General features: G+C 63.7%; 18 protein-coding genes. 10 read left to right on the plus strand and 8 right to left on the minus strand.

Annotated features, from left to right (window positions below):
* Positions 1 to 84 precede the first annotated feature (84 nt).
* Positions 85 to 543 (plus strand): CopD family protein, encoded by a 459-nt coding sequence (locus tag AAGS40_RS04000; RefSeq protein WP_345813325.1) that lies wholly within the window; start codon positions 85 to 87, stop codon positions 541 to 543.
* Between the two features lie 70 nt (positions 544 to 613).
* Here the strand turns inward: AAGS40_RS04000 and AAGS40_RS04005 are convergent, their stop codons facing one another.
* From AAGS40_RS04005 to AAGS40_RS04030, 6 genes are all read right to left on the minus strand, one after another.
* A complete protein-coding gene (locus AAGS40_RS04005) occupies positions 614 to 1822 on the minus strand; it encodes a chromate transporter (RefSeq protein WP_345813326.1) in 1209 nt (402 codons plus the stop codon).
* Positions 1823 to 1988: 166 nt separating this feature from the next.
* A complete protein-coding gene (locus AAGS40_RS04010) occupies positions 1989 to 4412 on the minus strand; it encodes an EAL domain-containing protein (RefSeq protein WP_345813328.1) in 2424 nt (807 codons plus the stop codon).
* 411 nt (positions 4413 to 4823) lie between these two features.
* Positions 4824 to 5774, minus strand: coding sequence for a PhzF family phenazine biosynthesis protein (locus tag AAGS40_RS04015; RefSeq protein ID WP_345813330.1), 951 nt, complete (start codon positions 5772 to 5774; stop codon positions 4824 to 4826).
* Positions 5775 to 5983: 209 nt separating this feature from the next.
* Positions 5984 to 6448, minus strand: a complete 465-nt coding sequence (locus AAGS40_RS04020; protein WP_345813331.1) for a RidA family protein — start codon at positions 6446 to 6448, stop codon at positions 5984 to 5986.
* An 87-nt stretch (positions 6449 to 6535) separates the two neighbouring features.
* Entirely contained in the window at positions 6536 to 7732 is a 1197-nt protein-coding gene (locus AAGS40_RS04025; RefSeq protein ID WP_345813333.1) for a PLP-dependent aminotransferase family protein, read from the minus strand.
* Positions 7733 to 7823: 91 nt separating this feature from the next.
* Positions 7824 to 8513 (minus strand): VOC family protein, encoded by a 690-nt coding sequence (locus AAGS40_RS04030; RefSeq protein ID WP_345813335.1) that lies wholly within the window; start codon positions 8511 to 8513, stop codon positions 7824 to 7826.
* 205 nt (positions 8514 to 8718) lie between these two features.
* Between AAGS40_RS04030 and AAGS40_RS04035 the strand changes: the two genes are divergently transcribed.
* Both AAGS40_RS04035 and htpG read left to right on the plus strand, forming a co-directional pair.
* Positions 8719 to 10179 carry a PLP-dependent aminotransferase family protein gene (locus AAGS40_RS04035; RefSeq protein WP_345813337.1) on the plus strand — a complete coding sequence of 487 codons (1461 nt, stop codon included), beginning with the start codon at positions 8719 to 8721 and terminating at the stop codon, positions 10177 to 10179.
* A gap of 133 nt (positions 10180 to 10312) precedes the next feature.
* Positions 10313 to 12217 (plus strand): molecular chaperone HtpG, encoded by a 1905-nt coding sequence (htpG, locus tag AAGS40_RS04040; protein WP_345813339.1) that lies wholly within the window; start codon positions 10313 to 10315, stop codon positions 12215 to 12217.
* Between the two features lie 162 nt (positions 12218 to 12379).
* Here htpG and AAGS40_RS04045 read toward each other — a convergent pair whose 3' ends face one another.
* Positions 12380 to 12640, minus strand: coding sequence for a hypothetical protein (locus tag AAGS40_RS04045; protein WP_345814250.1), 261 nt, complete (start codon positions 12638 to 12640; stop codon positions 12380 to 12382).
* A 351-nt stretch (positions 12641 to 12991) separates the two neighbouring features.
* Between AAGS40_RS04045 and AAGS40_RS04050 the strand changes: the two genes are divergently transcribed.
* A complete protein-coding gene (locus AAGS40_RS04050; RefSeq protein ID WP_345813341.1) occupies positions 12992 to 14893 on the plus strand; it encodes a glycosyltransferase family 9 protein in 1902 nt (633 codons plus the stop codon).
* 34 nt (positions 14894 to 14927) lie between these two features.
* Here the strand turns inward: AAGS40_RS04050 and AAGS40_RS04055 are convergent, their stop codons facing one another.
* Positions 14928 to 15434 carry an OmpA family protein gene (locus AAGS40_RS04055; RefSeq protein ID WP_345813343.1) on the minus strand — a complete coding sequence of 169 codons (507 nt, stop codon included), beginning with the start codon at positions 15432 to 15434 and terminating at the stop codon, positions 14928 to 14930.
* 278 nt (positions 15435 to 15712) lie between these two features.
* Between AAGS40_RS04055 and AAGS40_RS04060 the strand changes: the two genes are divergently transcribed.
* The 6 genes from AAGS40_RS04060 (at position 15713) to AAGS40_RS04085 (ending at position 21335) form a co-directional block, all read left to right on the plus strand.
* Entirely contained in the window at positions 15713 to 16423 is a 711-nt protein-coding gene (locus AAGS40_RS04060) for a chorismate lyase (RefSeq protein ID WP_345813344.1), read from the plus strand.
* Positions 16423 to 16899, plus strand: a complete 477-nt coding sequence (locus tag AAGS40_RS04065; protein ID WP_345813346.1) for a DNA-deoxyinosine glycosylase — start codon at positions 16423 to 16425, stop codon at positions 16897 to 16899. Before AAGS40_RS04060 ends, AAGS40_RS04065 begins: the two co-directional genes overlap by 1 nt.
* Positions 16896 to 17810, plus strand: a complete 915-nt coding sequence (locus AAGS40_RS04070; RefSeq protein ID WP_345813348.1) for a spermidine synthase — start codon at positions 16896 to 16898, stop codon at positions 17808 to 17810. Before AAGS40_RS04065 ends, AAGS40_RS04070 begins: the two co-directional genes overlap by 4 nt.
* A gap of 477 nt (positions 17811 to 18287) precedes the next feature.
* Positions 18288 to 18527 (plus strand): DUF3311 domain-containing protein, encoded by a 240-nt coding sequence (locus tag AAGS40_RS04075; protein WP_345813350.1) that lies wholly within the window; start codon positions 18288 to 18290, stop codon positions 18525 to 18527.
* Positions 18527 to 20077, plus strand: coding sequence for a sodium:solute symporter (locus AAGS40_RS04080; protein ID WP_345813351.1), 1551 nt, complete (start codon positions 18527 to 18529; stop codon positions 20075 to 20077). The genes AAGS40_RS04075 and AAGS40_RS04080 overlap by 1 nt, the downstream gene beginning before the upstream one ends.
* Before the next feature lie 133 nt (positions 20078 to 20210).
* Positions 20211 to 21335, plus strand: a complete 1125-nt coding sequence (locus AAGS40_RS04085; RefSeq protein WP_345813352.1) for an FUSC family protein — start codon at positions 20211 to 20213, stop codon at positions 21333 to 21335.
* The last annotated feature ends 90 nt before the right edge of the window (positions 21336 to 21425 follow it).

Raw genomic sequence — 21425 nt, forward strand, 5'->3', positions numbered from 1 at the left:
TCGAACGCGCTCAATAGCCGTTGCCATGCACGCTAATAACAGTCGTCCTGAACGGTGCGGCGTAGTCGGAAGAGGAAAAACAAAATGAACAAGGCAATCGAGCTCGCACTCTTTCTTCATTTGCTCGCGGTCGCGGTGTGGGTCGGTGGGATGATCTTCGCGCATTTCTGCTTGCGCCCGGCCATTGCCGATCTATCGCCGCAACTACGTCTGCCTTTGTGGGAATCGGTGTTCGGCCGTTTCTTCAACTGGGTCGCCGGCGCCGTGCTGGTCATTCTGCTCAGCGGTGGTTTCCTGCTGATGCAGTTCGGCGGCGGCCATGCGATCTGGCCGTTGCATGCCATGGCCGGCCTCGGCATCGTCATGATGCTGATTTTCGGGCACATCCGCTTCGCTGTGTTTCCGCGCATCCGCCGCGCCGTGCAGGCGCAAAAGTGGCCGGACGGCGCACGCGCGGTCGGCACGATCCGGCGTCTCGTGTTGATCAATATCGTGCTGGGCGTGGTGACGATCGGCGTCGCGGTGCTGTCCCGCGGCCTCTAAAGAAAGTGAGCAGCGCCCTTTGTCCGCCTCCTGACAGAGGGCGGCGCGCTCTGCACAGTGGCTGCGCTTCTTATGCCAGCGCGCCGTAGGCGAGCCAAAGTCCGCACGCTACCGCAACGGTCCCGTACACCACGTACACCGGCACCTTGAGTTTGGCGAAGCACATGCCCGAAAAAAGCGCCGTGATCAGGTAGACCGGCTGCAATGGCACGTGCGCCACGATTCGAAGCACGGCCACCGCAAGGAATGCCGTCGTGACCGCGCGCAAAATCCGCATGCCGTGCTCAAAGCGAGGATGGGCCTTCAACTGATGCAAGTGCCGCTGCGCGAGCACCACGAGGCAGCCCGACGGCACGAACAGCGCGAGCGTGGCGATGAGTGCGCCGGCCCAGCCATCCACGAGATAGCCGAAGAACGGCACCACGTTCAGCAACGGTCCTGGCGACAGCGGCGACAGCGAGAAGGCCAGCGTGAAGTCGTTGTCCGACACACCGACGGCCGGTGTGACGAACAGTGTCTTGAGCACCGGCAGCGCCGAGAACCCTCCGCCAAACAGCGTCATGCCCGCACCGGCAAGCCGCGGCCACAGCAACGCAAGGTCATAGCGATGCGGCAACGGCACGACGAACACCAGCAGAAAACCACAGAGCGCAGCCAGTATCTGCCAATCGCCGCGCGCGAACGACACGACGATGCGCGACTGCCGGTCCGGACTCACGAGCCAGCCTGCGCCGAACGCGCCGCCGAGCATCACCACATACGCTGCGGGACTGCGTGCATAAAAGAGCGCGATGCAACCGAGCACCGCCGCTGTCCATTCGAGTTTGCCGCGCACCAGCGCGCGCGTCTGCTTATACCAGGTGATCGCGATGAGCGTCGCCAGCACGACGCTGAAGTGATTGAGCAAGGTTGGCGATGCGGCGGCGCGCACGAACGGCGTGCGGTAGAAGATCGCGAACAGCGTCATCAGCATGAAGAAGGGCAGCACGCTCGCGATGCCCGCGACCCACGCGCCGGCCCGTCCGCGCAGCGCATGTCCCAACTGCACGGCGACATTGCAGCCTACCGGCCCGGGCACCATCCAGGCGAGCGCGATCAGATCGGAGAATGCGATGCGCGAGAGCCGGCCCTCGCGTTCGACATAGTGATGCTCGAGTTGCGCCATTAGCGCCAGTCCACCCCATGACAGCGCCGACAGGCCGCACACGACCCTGAACAGCGTCCATAGTGGCTCGCGCTCGCCTCGTCTCGCGGCATCCTGGCTTGTGATCGTCTGCATGGCGCCCACGGACGCCGGCAATCGGGCGCCCGTCCTTTGGGATCATCGTTGTATCGTGGCGCGCGCCGCAGCCGGCTACGCGCAGTGACGCAGTACAGCGAGAATGTAGCCGGTTTTGTAGGGTAGCGGTAATCTGACGCAACAACCGGCACTGCGCGCGACGCGCTCAGGTGTTGGTGCTCGCGCTCGCATTGGTGCTGGGAACGTTGCGGGTGGTCTCGCCAGTGTCGTGATCCGCACTATGACCCGTATTGTTGCCAATAGTGTCGATTTCGTGCGACTCGCGCCGGTTGCCCGCCATCCCGCACACGCCGAAACGGTCGAGCAACGCGGGAATCGCCTCCACCGGCACAGGACGCGAGAACAGGAAACCCTGCGCCTCGATATGGCCGAGTGCGGCGAGCCAGGCGATCTGCTCTTCGGTTTCGGTGCCCTCTACCACCACCGTCAGCCCAAGCGAACGCGCGAGGTTGACAATCGCGGTGACCATCACGCAGACGCTGCGGTCTCCCGGAATGGCCTGCACGAACGAGCGGTCGACCTTCAGCGTATCCACCGAAAACCGGTTCAGGTAGGACAGCGATGAATAACCCGTGCCAAAGTCGTCGAGTGCGATACGCACGCCAAGGCGTTTCAACGCAAAGATCTTTTCGGAGACGAGATCCGGAAACTCCATCATGGCGGTTTCGGTGATCTCGAGTTCGAGGCGGCGCGCGGAAATGCCGCTTTCCTCGATTGCATGCGAAATGGTTTCGTAGAGATCGCCGCGCCAGAACTGCACCGCCGAAATATTTACCGCGAGCGACAGCGTGTCATAACCCTGCTGCTGCCAGGACGCGAGTTGCCGGCAAGCCGTTTCGATCACGAAATCGCCGATCGGCACGATCAATCCGGTAGACTCCGCGACCGGAATGAACTCGTTCGCCGGAATCAGACCGTGCTGCGGATGACTCCAGCGCACCAGTGCCTCGAAGCCGGTAATGCAGCGGCGCGTGAGATCGATCTTCGGCTGATAGGCAAGGAACAGTTGACCTTCGGCCAGCGCCACGCGCAGCTGCTGCTCCCACTTCATCAAATGGTCCGCGCGGTGGGACAGTTGCGGCGAATAGAACTGGTAGCAGTTCTTGCCCGCATCTTTCGCGCTGTACATCGCAAGGTCGGCTTTTTTCAGCAGATCGATCTCGCTTTCGTTGGCGACGGAGTAGAGCGCAATGCCAATGCTCGCATGCAGCACGAACGAACTGCCGCGCACTTCGAACGGTTTGGCGAACGCTTCCGCTGCAGCTTCCGCCAGTGAGACCGCGCGCTTCTCGACGTCTTCACCCTTGATCACGACGACGAACTCGTCGCCGCCGATGCGGCTTAGCGTGCCGCCTTCGCCGACCGCCGCGGACAGGCGCGACGCTGTCATCTGCAACACGATGTCGCCGGCATTGTGGCCGAGCGTGTCATTGACCGTCTTGAAGTTATCGAGGTCGATGAAGAGAATCGCCAGGCGCCCGAGGTTAGCCGGTTGTGCGACGTCGTGCCGCAAGCCTTGCAAGGTGGCGTAGCGATTGCGCAGGCCGGTCAGCAGATCGAATTCGACGAGGTGGGTCATCTCGCGCTCGCGCCCGAGCAGTTTGCCGATGAGACCCGTGGCCACCGCGAAGAAGCTCAGCATGGCGAGCGAAATGAAGCCCGCCATCAGCAGATAGACGTTGCGCGTGTGGTTGTAGTCGGCGAATTCTTCGGCTTCCGAAAGGCCCACCAGCACGCCGAGCGGATAGCCGTCGATATGCCGGTAAGAGACGATGCGCGTGACGCTGTCGATCGAATCCACGTAGGTGCCCGACACGTGTTCCGACGTCGGGTAGGAGCCGCTCGCGGAGAATACGCCGTTAGGGTTGTCGGCGCTGCCCGTGCGGCGCGCGAGCACTGCGCCATTGTCCGAGATCACCGCAATCACGCCTTCGCGGCCAATCGCTGCGTTGTTATAGAAGTCGCTCGTGAAATAGCTCGGGTCTTCGGAAACCACCACCACGCCCGCAAACGATCCGTCCGGATGATTCAGACGGCGCGTCATCTGCAATGTCCAGTGTCCGGACACACGGCCGAGCACCGGCTTGCTGATAAATAACTGGTCGTCGTTTTCGTGCTCATGGACCTTGAAGTGCTCGCGGTCCGACAGGTCGATGTGTTTGGGATTCAACTCGGCCGTGTTGGCTATTAACGTACCGTGCTCGTCGATCAGCGATACTTGAACCAGCGTTTCGCTCTGCACGACGCCCTTTTCGACCGTGGTGGCTAGATCGAAATGATTCGGTGTTTTCTCAAATTCATATTTGACGAAGCGCGTGATCTGATCGACCTGGTGAATCGCCTTGACCGTATGCTGCTCCAGCGCCGCGGACAGTATTGCAGCGGAAGCCATCGCCTCGCGATATGTCGCTTCCTTTTCGACTGAAAGGCGCGCGAAAATCACGGCCCACAACAGGATTAAAACGAGTACGCCAAGTGCCGGAATAGCCAGCAAAGCGCGCCGGCGCGAAATAGCCGGATCGCGGCGAGGTGTGGAGTCGCGCTTGTCGGAGAAGCGGGATGGGCTCATTGCGCGGCCCGAGGCTGAATGCCGGCCGGCTGCAAACGCGCGAGCATGGACTGCGCTGATTTCATGGGTGGCTGCATGGTGACCAAGGTGCCGGGCCTGCTGCGCAGGAGGTGAGATCGTGGCGACGAGCCGGTCCGTCCGCAGGTCATCGGGTACATTTCGATATTACTTAATGCCACTAGATTAAGGAAGGGTCCGGACTGCGGGTATACGCGGCACCGGGCAGTCGGCCGGTCGTGCCGCTGAGCGCCCGATGCGGGCGGTTTTCCTGCCGCCGCCTTTGCGTTGCATGCGCATCGGTCATCCCGTTCTCGGCCTGTTGCGTCTGGCGAACCGTTTGTTCGGGACGTCGGCTGCGCCTTTGCCGCCCCGCCGCCCCACGTGAGCAGTGAGCAGGCAAGGACGGGCCGGTCATGGCAGCCTGAACGTTCCGTCGACGATCGTGACCGTCGCGCCGCCAATCCAGGTCTTGCCGTTTGCATCGTCGTAGTGCACGGAAACCCGGCCCGCGCGTCCGAGCACGGTGCCCTGGCGCGCGGAATACTGAGCGCCCGGACGCAAATGCTGTGCGCTCAGCAAGCCGGCCAGCGCGGCGTTGGCGCTGCCCGTCACCGGATCTTCGCCGACGCCGAAGCGGCCGCCCGCCATCAGGCAGCGAATCTCGAAGGTCGCGGGACCGTCGGCTTCGTGCGGGCCGTAGACCGCAAGCCCATGCGTATCGACTGACTCCACGAGCGCCGCCAGCGCGGCCGCGTCGGGCTCCAACGCGAGACAGTCGCGCGCCGAAGCGACGCGCACGACGAGCCACGGTGCGCCGTTATCGACCGCGCACGGCGTTGCGCTGAAGTCGATCGCGTCGCTGCGCAAAGCCGCGGCGAGCGCCTGATACCGATCCTCAGGCAACGCAGCGACGCGCGCGGGCGGCGCGGCGAAGGCCCACGCGTGCTGGGTTGCATCGTGGTTTGCGTCGTGGACTAAGCCGTCACGTATGTCGTGAGTTGCATCCGTCTCAGGCGTCAACGCCTTCAACTCGACAAGGCCGACGCCGCATTGCTGGACTAGCCGGCCGGCCTGTTTCGGCTGGTAGCCGCTCTCCAGCAGCGCATGCGCGGTGCCGAGCGTGGGATGACCGGCAAACATCAATTCGCCGCACGTCGTGAAAATGCGCACGCGATAATCGGCGGCCGGGTCGCTGGGTTTGAGCAGGAAGGTGGTTTCCGACAGATTCGTCCAGTTTGCAATGGCTTGCATCTGCTCCGTGCCGAGCGCGTCGGCGTCGAACACGACTGCGAGCGGATTGCCTTTGAACGGCACCGACGTGAACACGTCGACCTGTTTGAAACGAACGATGTTGGCAGGCATGGCGCGCTATCCAGCGAATCCGGCGGTTGGGTGGTGGGCGGATTCTATCTGGTGAAGGCGGAACGATCCACCTCGCCACACATGCGCAACGCGCCGCGGGTGGCAGGCACCTCGCGACGCGTTTCATTCGAACGCTCGCACGACGCTTACGCCAGGACCGGCGCGGCGCGTGCAGCAGATTTTATGCGCAGTGAATCGTTGCGCGTTCGTTACTCGACTTCGGCGATCATTTCGATTTCGACGCATGCGCCGAGCGGAATCTGCGCGACGCCGAATGCCGAACGCGCATGTTTGCCGCGCTCGCCGAACACGTCGGCGATCAGTTCGGACGCGCCGTTCGTGACCAGATGCTGCTCGGTGAACTCGAACGTGGAGTTCACAAGGCTCATCAGCTTGACGATGCGCGTGACGCGGTTCAGGTCGCCCACGTGTGCGTGCAGCGTGGCGAGCAGGTCGATTGCGATCGAGCGTGCCGCCGCCTTGCCGTCTTCGGTGCCGAGCGTGTCGCCGAGTTTGCCGGCCCACACCTTGCCGTCTTTTTTGGCGATGTGGCCGGACAGATAGACCGTGTTGCCGCTCTGCGCGCTCATCACGTAAGCGGCGGCGGGCGCGCCGGCGGTCGGCAACTCGATGCCCAGGTCCTTCAGCTTGTCGTACACATTTGTTTGAGCCATCTGGTGCCTCTGTTCAGTAGTGGAAATCGGTAGCGTGGCGGCGCGAAGTGAATCTCACGCGCCGCCCGATCGCAACTTGGGTTCGGCTTAAACTTTCGCGCGGATCAGCGCGGCCAGACGCGACACACCTTCGTCGATCTTCGCCGGCGGCACCGTGACGAACGACAGACGCAGCGTGTTGTGCTGCGCTTCGTTTGCGAAAAACGGACCGCCGGGCACGAAGGCGACATTCTGCGCGACGGCTTCTTCGAGCAGCTTCATGCTGTCGATCTGCGCCGGCAGCTTGACCCACACGAACATACCGCCTTCTGGACGGTTCCACGTCACGCCTTCCGGCATGTACCGTTCGAGCGACGCGAGCATGGCCGCGCATTGATCGCGATACAGTTCGCGAATGCCCGGCACGTGCTGGTCGAGGAAACCGTCCTTGATCACTTCATGGACGATGCGCTGCGTGAAGCTCGGCGTATGCAGATCGGTTGCCTGTTTGGCCTGCACGAGCTTGAAGATCAACTCTTCGGGCGCAATGATGTAGCCGACCCGCAGGCCTGGCGCCAGCACCTTGGAGAACGAGCCGAGATGAACGATGTGATTCGGCGCCATGGACAGCATGGTGGGCAGCGGCTCGCCGGCGTAATCGAGCGCGCCGTACGGATCGTCTTCGATCACGGGGAACGGTGCGGTTTTCGCGAACTCGGCCAGCATGCGGCGGCGCTCGACGGGCAGGCGGCGCCCTGTCGGATTCTGGAAGTTGGGCTGCGCGTACAGCAGGCGCGCGCCGGCCGTCAGTTCAGGGGTAAGCGCTTCGGGAATCAGGCCTTGCTCGTCGGTCGGCACTTGCACGTAGCGCGGCTCGTACATCGAGAACGACTGCAATGCGCCGAGATACGTCGGCGTTTCGACCAGCACCGGGCTGTCTGGACATACGAGCACCTTGCCGAGCAGATCGAGCGCCTGCTGCGAACCGGTGGTGATGAGGACCTGGCTCGCGCGAATCTGCGCGCCGTTCACCGAATAGCGATTCGCGACCCATTCGCGCAGCGGCGCGTAGCCTTCGGTTGCGCTGTACTGGAGCGCCGCGGCGGGGGCGTCGCGCAGAATGCGGTCGGACGCTTCGCGCATCCGTTCGGCAGGGAACGTGGCCGGCGAAGGCAGGCCGCCCGCGAACGAAATGACTTCAGGCCGCTCCGTGACCTTCAGAATCTCCCGAATCGCCGAGCTGGTGAGCTTGCGCGCGCGTTCGGACAATTGCCACGTAGGGGCTTTCAAGTCGCTTTGGTCCATGGTCTCCTCTGCTGGTTTGAATGGAACAGGTCTGAATGCTGACCGGATAAAGTGTCGATTATCGCGCGAGTCGGCGACCCGCGCCCACTGCTTATTCGAGCGTGCGCGGACCTTCGGGTGTGTCGAACTCGGCGACGAGGCGAGCCGCGCCTTCGGTGGGCTGCACGTCGATCAGATGTGCGGCCCCCAGCCACTTCAATTGCTCGTCGATCACGTCGGCGCGCGGGTGAAAGGCTTTCAACGCTCTCAGTGCGATGCCCGATTCCGGCAGCGCCGCCGACGGATGCCGCACCGAATCCCACTGGATCAGGGACGGCAGCACGCCGTCGCCGACGCCTTGCCAGCTTGGAAACGCGCCGTCTTGCGGTATCGACAGGCCCCACGTGAGATCGCCGCGCGTCATCGGCACGATCGGCGCAATGCGTTGGGGATACTGTGCTTGCCACGCCGGCAGGCGCTTGGGCCGTTCGACCCGGGCGACCCAGTGTGACAGGTAGGGCCCGTTGTCGAGCCGGGTCTGGGTGGCGGGGTCGTCGAGCGCGAACAGGCGCGCGTGCGTCGCTTGACCGGCGGACGCCGGCGCCGCGTGCGGGTCCACCGCAATCACTTCCAGATACACGCCGCCCCACAGATTCAGCAGACGATTGTGCGTGCGCATCAGCGGATGCGCGCCGCCGCCGGACGGCGCCACGCCAAGCGCATCGGCGACATACTGCGCGCCCTCGTCGAGCGTGCGGGCGGAGACGACGAGATGATCGAGACGAAGCAAATGAGCGGTCATGACGGATCGGGCAAGCGGTTTTCCATGGCGAATCGACCGGCGCGCGGCGGCGCCTGGCGCTCGCGTAGCCGGGGCCGTCAGCATAACCGCTTGGCGGGTAGGGCGGCTATGCGGGGCGCTTTCGCGTCCTGAAAATGTAGCGGCGAAGACCTGCACAGTAACGGTACAATCGGCCCGATACCATTCGGTACAGTTGGAGCCAGCCATGTCCGTCCCGCTTGCCCAGATTCCTTCTCCGCACGACACCGCGTCGCTGACACTCGTCGAGCAGCTCGTCCAGTGGGCGCGGCGGCGGATCGAGGAGCGCGTCTTCCGTCCCGGCATGCGCATGCCGTCCATTCGCAAGCTCGCGCTCGACAAAGGCGTGTCGCGTTTCACGGTGGTCGAAGCCTATGAGCGGCTGGTGGCGCAAGGCTTCCTGGAATCGCGGCGCGGGTCGGGCTTTTACGTGCGCGAACGGCTCGGCGGCGCGCCGGTCAGCGAGATCCATTCGCCGGCCGCGGCCGCGCCAGCGCCTGTGCCCGCCGCGATCGACGTGGTCTGGCTGCTGCGCAACATGCTCCACACCGGCGCGCGGCCCGAGCGCAGCCCCGGCCTCGGCTATCTGCCGGCGCGCTGGCTCGACGGCGATCTCATCACCAACGCGCTGCGCACGCTTGGCCGGCAAAGCGGCGCGCAAATGCTCGGCATCGGCACACCGCAGGGTTTTCTGCCGCTGCGCCAGCAGTTGCAAACGCGGCTGGAGGAACTGGAGATCGGTGCGTCGCCGGATCAGATCGTGATGGTGTCCGGCATCACGCAGGCTATCGACCTGATCTCGCGCATTTACGTGAAGCCGGGCGACGCGGTGATCGTCGGCGATCCGGCGTGGTTCCAGATGTTCGGGCGTTTCGCCTCGCAAGGCGCGCGGCTCGTGGGCATGCCGTACACGCCGGACGGCCCGGATCTCGACGCGCTCGAATCGCTGGTGCAGACATGGCGGCCCAAAATGCTGGTGATCAATTCGGTGCTGCAGAATCCCACCGGCACTTCACTGACGGCGGCGCAGGCGTTTCGCATCCTGCGGCTGGCGGAGGCGTACGACTTCATCGTCGTGGAAGACGACGTTTATGGCGATCTGTGTCCGCCGGGCTATCCCGGCACGCGCCTCGCGAGTCTCGACCAGTTAAAGCGGGTGATCTACCTCGGCAGTTTTTCCAAGACGCTCGCGCCGAATCTGCGCGTCGGTTTCATCGCATGTGCGCCGGAGGTGGCCACCGCGGTCAGCGATCAGAAAATGCTGGTCGGCATGACGAGTCCGGAACTGAACGAGCGCGTGCTGTACAAGATCCTGACCGAAGGCCATTACCGCCGGCATGTGGAGCGGCTACGCGCGCGGCTCGACGCCGTGCGCGAAAAATCGGTGCGAATGCTGGAGAAGACCGGCCTCAAGCCATTTCTGACGCCGGCGGCCGGCATGTTCCTGTGGGCCGACACCGGCGTCGACGCCGACGCGCTCGCCGCCGCCGGTCACGAAGCCGGTTTCCTGCTGACACCCGGCAGCCTCTTCTCGCCGCATCAATCGCCCACCACGTGGATGCGCTTCAATATCGCCAACTGTGGCGACCCGGAGCTGGCGGCTTTTTTATGCCGCTATCTCGACGGCGTTGCGCGCCGCGCCTCTTGAAATCGCGCCGGATCGTCCCCAACTGGGCGGACAATTCGGCGCGACGCGCAGCGGACCGGCGTCCGGTCATGCGCCGTCGTCGCCCATCGCCCCGAATCCTATTCGCAACAGAGAACCGAGAGGAAGTCCGACCATGGCACAAGAAACCATGAGCTTTCAGGCAGAAGTGAAACAGCTTCTGCACCTGATGATCCATTCGCTGTACAGCAACAAGGAAATCTTTCTGCGCGAGCTGATTTCGAACGCGTCCGACGCCGCGGACAAGCTGCGTTTCGAAGCGATCGAAAATAGCGCGCTGTACGAAAACGACCCGAATCTGCGGATTCGCGTGTCTTACGACAAAGCCGCCCGCACCGTGACGATAGAAGACAACGGCATCGGCATGAGCCGCGACGAGGCGATCGCCAACCTCGGCACGATCGCCCGCTCGGGCACCAAGGAATTTTTCGGCAAGCTCTCCGGCGACCAGCAGAAAGACGCGGCGCTGATCGGACAGTTCGGCGTGGGCTTTTACTCGGGCTTTATCGTCGCTGACAAAATCACCGTCGAGACGCGCCGCGCCGGTCTGCCGGCGTCCGAAGGCGTGCGCTGGGAAAGCGCGGGCGAGGGCGACTTCGCCGTCGAGCAGATCGAACGTGCTGCGCGCGGCACCTCGATCACGCTGCATCTGCGTGCCGACGAAGACGAACTGCTGTCGGCGAACCGCCTGAAGTCGATCATCCAGAAGTACTCGGACCACGTCGCGCTGCCCATCCTGATGCAGAAGGAAGAGTGGGACGCTGAAAAGAGCGCGATGGTCACGAAGGACGAAGACGAGACCGTCAACCAGGCAAGTGCGCTGTGGACGCGGTCGAAGAACGACATTACCGAAGAGCAGTACAAGCAGTTTTACCAGCACCTCGCGCACGACCACCAGGACCCGCTCACGTGGACCCATAACCGCGTGGAAGGCCGCAGCGAGTACACGCAACTGCTGTACGTGCCTACGCACGCACCGTTCGACTTGTGGAACCGCGATCATCGCGGCGGCCTCAAGCTGTACGTGAAGCGCGTGTTCATCATGGACGACGCCGAGCAGTTGCTCCCCACCTATCTGCGTTTCGTCAAGGGCGTGGTGGATTCGAGCGATCTGCCGCTGAACGTGTCGCGCGAAATCCTGCAGGAAAGCCGTGATGTGAGGGCGATCCGAGAAGGTGTGACCAAGCGTTCGCTGTCCATGCTGGAAGATCTGGCGAACTCGGATAACGAAGCCGACCGCGAGAAGTACGCCGGTTTCTGGAAGGAATTCGGCCAGGTGCTGAAGGAAGGCATCGGTGAAGACTTTGCCAATCGCGACCGTATCGCAAAGCTGCTGCGTTTCTCGTCGACGCATACGGACACGCCGGAGCAGACCGTATCGCTTGCCGACTACGTCGCGCGGATGAAGCCTGAGCAGTCGAAGATCTACTACGTGACCGCCGACACCTGGCAAGCCGCCACGCACAGCCCGCACCTCGAAGTGTTCCGCAAGAAGGGTGTGGAAGTGCTGCTGCTGACCGATCGCGTGGACGAATGGGCGCTGTCGTTCCTGACCGAGTTCGAGGGCAAGCCGTTGCAAAGCGTGGCGCGGGGCGACCTGGACCTCGGTGCGCTGAACGACGAGGAAAAGCAGGCGCAGGAGAAGGTGGGCGAAGAGTTCAAGCCGCTCGTCGAAAAGATGAAAGAGTCTTTGAAAGACAAGGCCAAAGACGTGCGCCTGACCTTCCGCCTCACGGATTCGCCGTCGTGCCTCGTGGCCGACGAGGGCGAAATGAGCGGCTATCTGCAACGCATGCTGAAGGCCGCGGGCCAGCAGGCGCCGTCGTTCCACCCGATTCTGGAAGTGAATCCGGAGCACGCGCTGGTGAAAGGCCTGCACGCAGACAGCGCGAACTTCGACGACTGGTGCCACCTGCTGTTCGATCAGGCTCTGCTCGCCGAAGGTGGCGCGCTCGAAGATCCGGCCAGCTTCGTGAAGCGTACCAATGCGCTGTTGCTCGCACGTACGAACGAAGCTTGACGGTGCGAATGCGCGGGCTTCGCGCGTTCGGCTGAGTGTTGAAATCAGACTGTGAAAAAGCGCTGCCGCGGCAGCGCTTTTTTTACGCGCACGGTTTGCCGCGTAACCCGCTTCCTTGGCCCGGCATGACGACTGCAACGCCGGGCCTGTCAGCGCGATGCTTTAGCGGCTGGGTACGACTCCATGCAGGCGACGTACTTGCGCGAGTACGCTGCCGGCCAGTTCCTTTGCCTCGAAGCATGACGCGTGGTCGCCGAGCACTTTGGCGGCGAGACTGCCGATTGCCGCGCTGGTCTGTTTCAACGTGTGGTGCTGCGACAGCGCTGAGCCAGCGAGTTCCTTTTCCAGGTGCGTAGCGCCCTGACGCCTCAAGACGATCGACGCCAGATGGGCAATGCGGTCGGACGTTTCCTTCGGATTCATGCTGATCAAAATGGGCTCCCTGATGCCTGTGAATGGTTTTTGCCGTGGATGTTGTTTAGGAGTGGCAGCCGGTTTGCTGCCGATCTGCTCGACAGTTAGGACATTTCATGCCGTCGAGTGAAAATAATTATGGTTAACTAACTAAAAATTTTCAACGACGATAAATTGAGATTGGTTTATGAGATGTAAAAGCGGGGCATTATCTTATGCTTCTACGGTTTAAATTCGGAGACTTAAAGAATTAAAACTGTTCTTTAAGTCGGTTATTGTTCGTGCCGCACGCGATTAATCGTTCATCGGTAATCTAGCTGCCGGCGTTCGCGAATTGTCCCGGGTATGTCCAACTCTTCCATGTCCGATTTCATACTGACAACGCCGGCTGCCCGAGCCGCAGCGTCCTCGTCGACGGCGCCGCCTGGGCGCGGTGCCGTCACCCCGCCTGCCGACTCCATTCACCGGCTTTGGTCCATTCTGCGCGACGAAGGTATCGAGGCCGCCGTCCAATGCGCCGCCGCCCTGGCGGCTGCTGGCGAGACGTCGCAATTGCATGCGGACTTATGTGCGAGCGCGGGACGCTTCGAGGCGGCTTATCACAGCGCGTCGCAGGCGGATGCGTCGGCGAACGGCGCCCGCCACGCACGGCTTGCGCTGTTTGCCGACGCGCTTGGCCACACCGACGCCGCCGCGCGCCATAGTGAACTGGCCGTCTCCATGCAGTCGCACGCGGCGTCGCTCGAATGGATCGTCTGGTTGAGCAATCGTTGCGGTGCGCATTCGGCGGCGGTTCACATGCTGCGGGCCTATGAGCGGCAGGTGCCGAACGATGCGCGCGCGCCGTGGTGGCTGGCAATCTCGCTTGCGGCGGCGCGCGCCGCACCGGGGTTAACGCAAGGCCGGACCCCGGCCCAGGCGCAAACCGAGCGGCGCGCCGCGCTCATGCGCGCATACGCGCTCGACCCGTCGGTAGACGCCGCGCTGCCGTTGCAACTGGCGTTGGCTTTGCGCGAAATTCGCGATTGGCGGGCGGTCGAGCGCCTATGCCGCGAAGCGCTCGCACGCGATCCCGCCGACGCCGAGATGGCCTGGCAGCTCAGTCACGCGCAGTGGCAATGCAACGACGCGGCCGCGGCCGAAGCGACCATGCGCGCCGTCGACACGCTCGCGCCCGGCAACGCTCAGGTGATGGCGGCGATCGGTATGTATCTGGGTGAGCAGGGGCGCTACGCGCAAAGCGAGGCGGTATTGCACGCGGCGCTCGCCATCGATCCTTCCGCGACTCAGGCGGCCGTCGATCTGGCCGATCTCGAACTGCGGCGCGGCGCATGGGCGCTCGCGTGGCCGCGTTTCGAAGCCCGCCTCGCGCGGGACGACCGCGAGCAAAATAACGTCGTCAGCGTGATGGCGCGTGTAGGGCCGCGCTGGCGAGGCGAGCCGCTCGCGGGCAAGACGCTGGTCGTGCACAGCGAACAGGGGTGTGGCGACGACATTCATATGGTCCGCTTCGTGCCGCAACTCGCGGCGCGCGTTCGGGCCGAAGGCGGCCGCCTGGTGCTGGCGGTGCGTCGTGCGTTGCAGCCGTTGTTCGTGTCGTTTTACGCCGATTGCGTGGCAATCGAGGCGACGTCGCTCGCTTTTGCCGACTTCGTGCTGCCGATGATGAGCATGCCGCTCGTGCTGGGCTTGCTGCCGGAGCAGGTGCGCGGCGGCGCGTATCTGCAGGCCGACGCGTTACTCGTCGGCAAGTGGCGGGAGCGCGTTCGCGCAAGCGCACCGAACGCGAGACTAAGTGTTGGCCTCGTCTGGTGCGGCAGCCCGACGCATCGGCGGGATGCGAAACGGTCTATTCCGCTTGCCGCGCTCGAGCCTTTGTTCCGATTGCCCGATGTCGCATTTCATCCGCTCACGCCCGGGCGCGGCGCCGACGTCGCGGCGCTGGTCGCGCGAGGCCATCGCATCTGCGATCTGACCGCGCAGTACGACGCGGGTTTTGCCGACGTCGCCGCCCATCTCGCCGCGCTGGACGCGCTCGTGACGATCGACAGCGCGCCGCTGCATCTCGGCGGCGCGCTGGGCCGCCCGGTGTTCGCGCTGCTCGATCACGTGTCGCACTGGTCGTGGGGCAACGCGGAAGCACAACCCTGGTACGACTCCGTGCGTCTGTTCCGGCAGCCGGAGCCAGGCACATGGACGCCAGTGGTGCAACGCGTGGTGACGAAACTCAAGGAGCTGGAAGCAACCGGCGGCACGGCATAAGCGGGCCGGACGATTCCACGCGCCGCGTTAACGCCTACTTCACGCCCATCAGCGTATCCATCGTCTCCCCTCGCACGACGATCTCGGTACGCCGGTTCAGCGCGCGGCCTTCGGGGGTCTCGTTGCTCGCGACGGGATCGTTGAATGCGTTGCCCTTGGTCCGAATCCGCTCCAGTGCCACGCCGCGCGCCACCAACGCGTACCCGACCGCGACGGCGCGTGCTTCGGACAACTGCTGGTTGTAGTCGAGCGTGCCGACGTTGTCGGTATAGCCCTCGACCAGAATCGGCTTTTTGCTGCGCTTGAGCAGCACGGCCGAGCGATCGAGCACCGGGTTGGCGTCGGCGCGCACGTCGGACCGGGCGAAGTCGAACAGCGCGCTTTCGGGCAGCTTGACCGACACGCCGTCTGCGCGTGGCGTCACTTCAATGCCGACCGCCTTGTTCAATGACATTTCCGTCTCGCGATTCAATGGCGCCGTGCAACCGGCCATGAGCACTGCGGACAGTGCGCACACGCCGGCATGCAAAAATGTCTTCATGTTTTTTTCTCCTGTTTTGACTGATTCGTTGATGGCGGTCTTCTTGACCGAGCTGAGCGGCCGCATGTGTAAAGCAACCTGAAGCAACGCGTATTAACGTGAAGCGAAGTGAGGCACGAAGGTTTTTAACGTGTGCCGACGGAACGGGTGAATCGGAACTGTCCGAAACCCGTGCCGCGCGTCTCGCGTTGCGACACGCGCGTGCCCGTCGCCGGAATCGCCGCGCAGCGTGCGCGGCGCGGCGGACATCGGCATTCGCGCCGCTATAATCCGACACCATGTCCATTCGTTTCGATGCCGCCGACGCGCACTGGCGCGTCGCGCCTTCACCCGGCCTGAGCGCCGCGCAAAAAGACTGGCTGACCCGAGGTGGTTCGCTGACTGCGCATTTGCGCACGCTCGGCGTGGTCGCGGTGCGTGTCACGCATGAAGGCGTCGCGCTGCCCTGGTCCGATGAGCACGCCGCGCTCGGCCTCGCGCCGCGTGCGCCGGTGTGGTTGCGGGAAGTGGTGCTGTCCGTGGACGGCGTGCCGTTTATCGCCGCACACAGTGTCGCGCCGCTCGCCGCGAGCGTCGGCGTCTGGCAGGCCACTCGCCGGTTGCGTACGCGGCCGCTAGCCGAACTGCTGTATAGCGATCGCAGCGTGAGGCGCTCGTCGCTGGTGAGCCGGAAGCTCACCGCGCGGCATCCGTTGTATCGTCTGGCCGCGCGTGCCATCGGCACACAAGCGGTACAAGCGGTACACGCACAGCCAATGCCCCGCGTGCCGCACTCGCTGCTCGCGCGCCGTTCGGTGTTCGAGCGTGACGGCGAGCCGTTGATGGTCACCGAATGCATGTTGCCGGCGCTGTGGGCGCATCTCGCGTTATCGAATACGCAAGCCACGCCAGCCGCGCATGCCCGCTCGCGCGAGCAGGGGCGTGCGCTGGAACGTACTGTCTCGCGCGCGCACCCATCAGCGCGTACTTCCGACGAGCGGAGCCACTGATGCTGCGAGGCTTTCCCCCGGTCGTCGCGGCCAATACGCACACGCTGATTCTGGGCAGTTTTCCCGGTGAAGCGTCGCTCGCCGCGATGCAGTATTACGCGCATCCACGCAACCAGTTCTGGCGGCTGCTCGGCGCGGTGCTCGGCGAAACATCACTGCACGAGCTGCCGTACGACGCGCGGCTCGAACGCGTGCTTGCGCACGGCATCGGGATCTGGGACGTGCTCGACGCATGTCACCGGGTAGGCAGTCTCGACTCCGCGATCCGCAATGCCCAGCCCAATGACTTCGCTTCGCTGCGTGAGCACGCGCCCTTGCTCAGGAAAGTGTGCTTCAACGGCAAGACGGCGGGCCGCTTCGCGCCGGTGATCGGCGAGGCGGGCTACGTGACCCTCGTGTTGCCTTCGTCGAGTCCCGCGAATGCTATGCTCTCGTTCGACCAAAAATTGCGCCTGTGGCGCGACATCCTCACATGACCACCCTGATCAAACGCGCTTCCGCTGAAGCGCGTGCTTTCCGCAAGCGCGACGCTGATGGCGTCGGCGGCAAACAAAAAGCAATGCGCAACAAAAAGCGTTCGTTGCACGACGACGACCTGCACGACGCGCCGCAAATCGAAGCGCCGCGCAAACCGCGTTTCGCACCGGTTACGTTTTCCGAAGAAGGCGGTGTGCGCTTCCTGCACTTCGGCACGGAATGGGTGCAGGGCGCAATGCGTCTGCGCAAGCCGGATCACATCGAACTCGAATACGCGCAGCAGATGATGGCCTGGCTGCTCTTCATCGAAACGCCGAAGCGCATCGTCCAGCTCGGTCTCGGCGCGGCGGCGCTGACCAAGTTTGCGTACCGCTTCCTGAAGCGCGCGAAGGTCGAGGCGGTGGAGGTGAACCCGGCCGTCGTGGTGGCCGCGCGCACGATGTTCGAACTGCCGCACGACGACGCGCGCCTGACCGTCCACGAAACCGATGCATGGGACTTCGTCAACGACCGTGCGAATCACGGCACGATCGGCGCGTTGCAGATCGACGTGTACGACGCGACCGCGCGCGGCCCGGTGCTCGATAGCGTGAGTTTCTATCGCGCAGTGCGTGCGTGTCTGACCGATGCGGGCGTGGTCACAGTGAATCTCTTCGGCGATCATCCGAGCTTCGTGCGCAATATGAAGCGCCTGAACGAAGCGTTCGACGGCCGCGTGGTCGCGCTGCCGGAAGTGCACGACGGCAACCGCATCGCGATTGCGTTCTCCGGTCCGGTGCTCAATGTGCCGTTCGCGTCGCTGCAGGCGCGCGCGAAGCTGATCGAAGCGGAGCTCGGCTTGCCGGCGCGCAAATGGATCAAGGGCTTGCGGGAGTCGACCGGACAGACCGGCGCTTCATTCTCGATCTGATCGTTCGGGCAGCCGGGCGGGCGCGGGCGGTCCAAATTTGAACAAACCGGCGGCGCACCAGGCCCGCGCGTTGCGCCAACACCGCCGACCGCCGACCGCCGACCGCCGCCCTTCGGCCGTTGCGTCCGCGCGACGCGGGTCCTCTGCGTCCGCCTCGCATTGCAGTCCATGTCCGCGTCCCGTCGAGACGGACTGCAACGCGCAAACCCGTAAGCCATCCGTTACGCCGCCTGTCCGCGGCTCCTCCGATACCGCGCCGCGCGTCCTCGCGCACCAGAATGGACGGGCCGCGAAGTGCCGTCGCGCCTCGGGTCGTCCCTGCTTGACCGCACGTTTGCGGCTCCTATACTCTTTCGAAGCTTTCGGGGCGCCCGCAGGCAGCTGCGGGGCGGCCGTCCGTGGGGCAACCCCCCGCAGCGGAGTTCACCACCCGTCAACACGCGGGCCAACAATCAAGAATAGGGAAGAGGAGACGTCATGGCTCACGACGCCGACGCGAACAAAGCCAGCAAGCACTGGCTGTGGTTGCTGCTGTTGCCCTGGATCGCAATGATCTGGGTGCCGTCCTACAACAAGGTCGAACCGCAGCTGTTCGATTTTCCGTTCTTCTACTGGTATCAGCTGCTGTGGGTGCTGATCAGCGCGGTTATCACGGCGCTCGTGTACTTCAAGACCAAGGCGCGCTCCACGGGCCGTCCGCAAGGGGGCGCACGATAATGAACGCCACCGCAACTTTCGTTTTCGTACTGTTTTTCATCGGCGTCACGATTCTCGGCTTCATCGCGGCGCACTGGCGGCGCGGCGATCTTGCCCATCTGGAAGAGTGGGGTCTCGGCGGCCGGCGCTTCGGCACCATCGTCACCTGGTTCCTGCTAGGCGGCGACCTGTACACCGCGTACACCTTCATCGCGGTGCCGGCGCTGGTATTCGGTGCGGGCGCAACGGGTTTCTTCGCGCTGCCTTACACGATCCTGATCTATCCGTTCGCATTCGTGGTGTTCCCGAAACTGTGGAGCATCGCGAAACGTCAGGGGTACGTGACATCCGCCGACTTCGTGTCCGCGCGCTACGGCAGCCGGATGCTCGCGCTGGCCATCGCGGTGACCGGTATCGTCGCGACCATGCCGTATATCGCGTTGCAGCTGGTGGGGATCGAAGTGGTGATCGGCGCACTGGGTTTCGACACCAAGGGCTTCGTCGGCGATCTGCCGCTGATCATCGCGTTCGCCATTCTCGCGGCCTACACGTACACGTCGGGCCTGCGCGCGCCGGCCATGATCGCGGTGGTCAAGGACATCCTGATCTACATCACGATCTTTGCGGCGATCATCGTGATTCCGCCGCAACTGGGCGGCTTCGGCCATATTTTCGGCGTGGTGCCGCCGGCCAAGCTGCTGCTCAAGGCGCCGGACGTATCGAGCCTGAACGGCTATAGTGCGTACGCGACGCTCGCGGTAGGGTCGGCGCTCGCGTTGTTCCTTTATCCGCATTCGATCACGGCGGTGCTGTCATCGAAATCCGGCAATACGATCCGCCGCAACATGGCCATGCTGCCGGCCTATTCGCTCGTGCTCGGCCTGCTCGCGCTGCTCGGCTTCATGGCGCTGGCTTCGGGCGTGAAAGATATGCCGGAGTTCGCGCCGTACTTCAAGGCCTTCGGCCCGAACTTCGCGGTGCCGGCGCTGTTCCTGCACTTCTTCCCGTCGTGGTTCGTCGGCGTGGCGTTCGCGGCAATCGGCATCGGCGCGCTGGTGCCGGCGGCGATCATGTCGATTGCGGCGGCGAACCTGTACACGCGCAACATCCACAAGGAATTCATCAACCGCAATATGTCGCACGACCAGGAGACCAACGTCGCCAAGCTGGTTTCGCTGATCGTGAAGGTTGGCGCGGTGGCGTTCATCCTGGGCTTGCCGCTCACGTATGCGATCCAGTTGCAGTTGCTGGGGGGCATCTGGATCATCCAGACGTTGCCGGCTATCGTGCTGGGTCTGTACACGCGCGTGCTGGACTATCGTGGTTTGCTGATCGGCTGGGCCGTAGGGATTGCAACGGGCACATGGATGGCGATTTCGCTGAAACTGGCCGGCTCGATCTTCGTGATCCATCTGTTCGGCATGGCGATTCCGGGTTACGCAGCGGTGTGGTCGCTGATCGTGAATCTGGTGGTGTCGGTGGTGGTGAGCCTGCTGGTGCGCATGACCGGCATGCAGCGCGCGGTAGACCGCACGAGCCCGGAAGACTATCTGGACGTGGTCGAAAGCTGAGCGTCGCCGAGAGCGATCCGGTCTGAATCGTCATGCAGCGCCCGCGAATGGAAGTTCGCGGGCGTTTGTGTTTCTGGGGCAGTCCAGGGCAGGATAGCGGAACCGCCTCTCGAAACGTTCCGCGCGCGCCGCCATGGCTTCTACTGAATCCCGCACCGTGATCGGCCGTCGGCCGGTCATTAGCCGCATGATCCGGGCGGTCACCTCGCCGTACTATCGCTACCGCCACGCGAAACTGCTGCACAGTTTGCGCGTGAGCCTCGCAATGCTGGTGTCGATTCTCGCGACCACCGGCATCGACATTCCGCACGGTATCTGGTCGTCGGTGACTTTACTGGTGGTGATCGGCGGCCTGCAGCATCACGGCAATATTCGCAAGAAAGCGGCCGAGCGGGCCGCGGGCACGCTGCTTGGCGCGTCGATCGGTCTGGCGCTGATCGTGCTGCAGAATCTGACGGGTTCGCTGCCGCTCACCTATGTGCTGATGTCGATTGTCGCGGGCATCTGCGCGTGGTTCGCGATCGGGTCGTCGGGCTATATCGGGCTGCTGACGGCCATCACCATGTGCATCGTGGCCGGCCACGGCGATAATCTGATCGACGTCGGACTATGGCGTACGCTGAATGTGCTGATCGGCATTGTGATCGCGCTGGCGTTCTCCTTCGCGTTGCCGCTGCACGCCACCTACTCGTGGCGATATGGACTGGCGGCCAATCTGCGGGAATGTGCACGCATCTACACGCGGCTGATTCAGGGCGAGACGATCAGCGAGGAAGAGCAGGTCAAGCACTTCCTCGACATCAACCGGCGGCTCGTGCAATTGCGTTCGCTGATGCCTTCGGTCGCGAAGGAAATTGGCGTGCCGCAATCACGTCTCGAGGAAATCCAGCGGCTGCACCGCTCGATACTGAGTTCGCTGGAATTGCTTGCCACCGGCCCGCTGATGCGCGCGGACGCGACCGCGCGAGCCTCCTATGCGCTCAAGTGCGGCGTCGAGGTGCGCGCGGTGCGCACTATTTTGCTGGCGATGGCGCGCGGTTTGCGTTTTGGCCGGGCAACGCATTTCGGCATTCCGGCGGTGTCGCCGCTGGCAGAAGTGAAACAGAGCGCGGCGTACGACTTGCCGCCTGATTTGCAGGGCCCGTACTGGCTGGGTCAGCGGCTTGCCGAACAGGTGGAGCGGCTGCGCGAATTACTGCTCGAAACCGAGCCGAAATGGAATATCGAGCGTCATTCGCGCATGTTGATGAGGGCGTAGCGTTCAGTTTGTCCGCGCCGCAACGCTCTACGCGACGGCATCGCGCGGTGCGTCTTCAGTGGATGGTAGTTGCCGGTCGGGAAGCGCTTG

The organism is Paraburkholderia sp. PREW-6R, from assembly GCF_039621805.1.
In the GTDB taxonomy this organism is placed as follows: domain Bacteria; phylum Pseudomonadota; class Gammaproteobacteria; order Burkholderiales; family Burkholderiaceae; genus Paraburkholderia.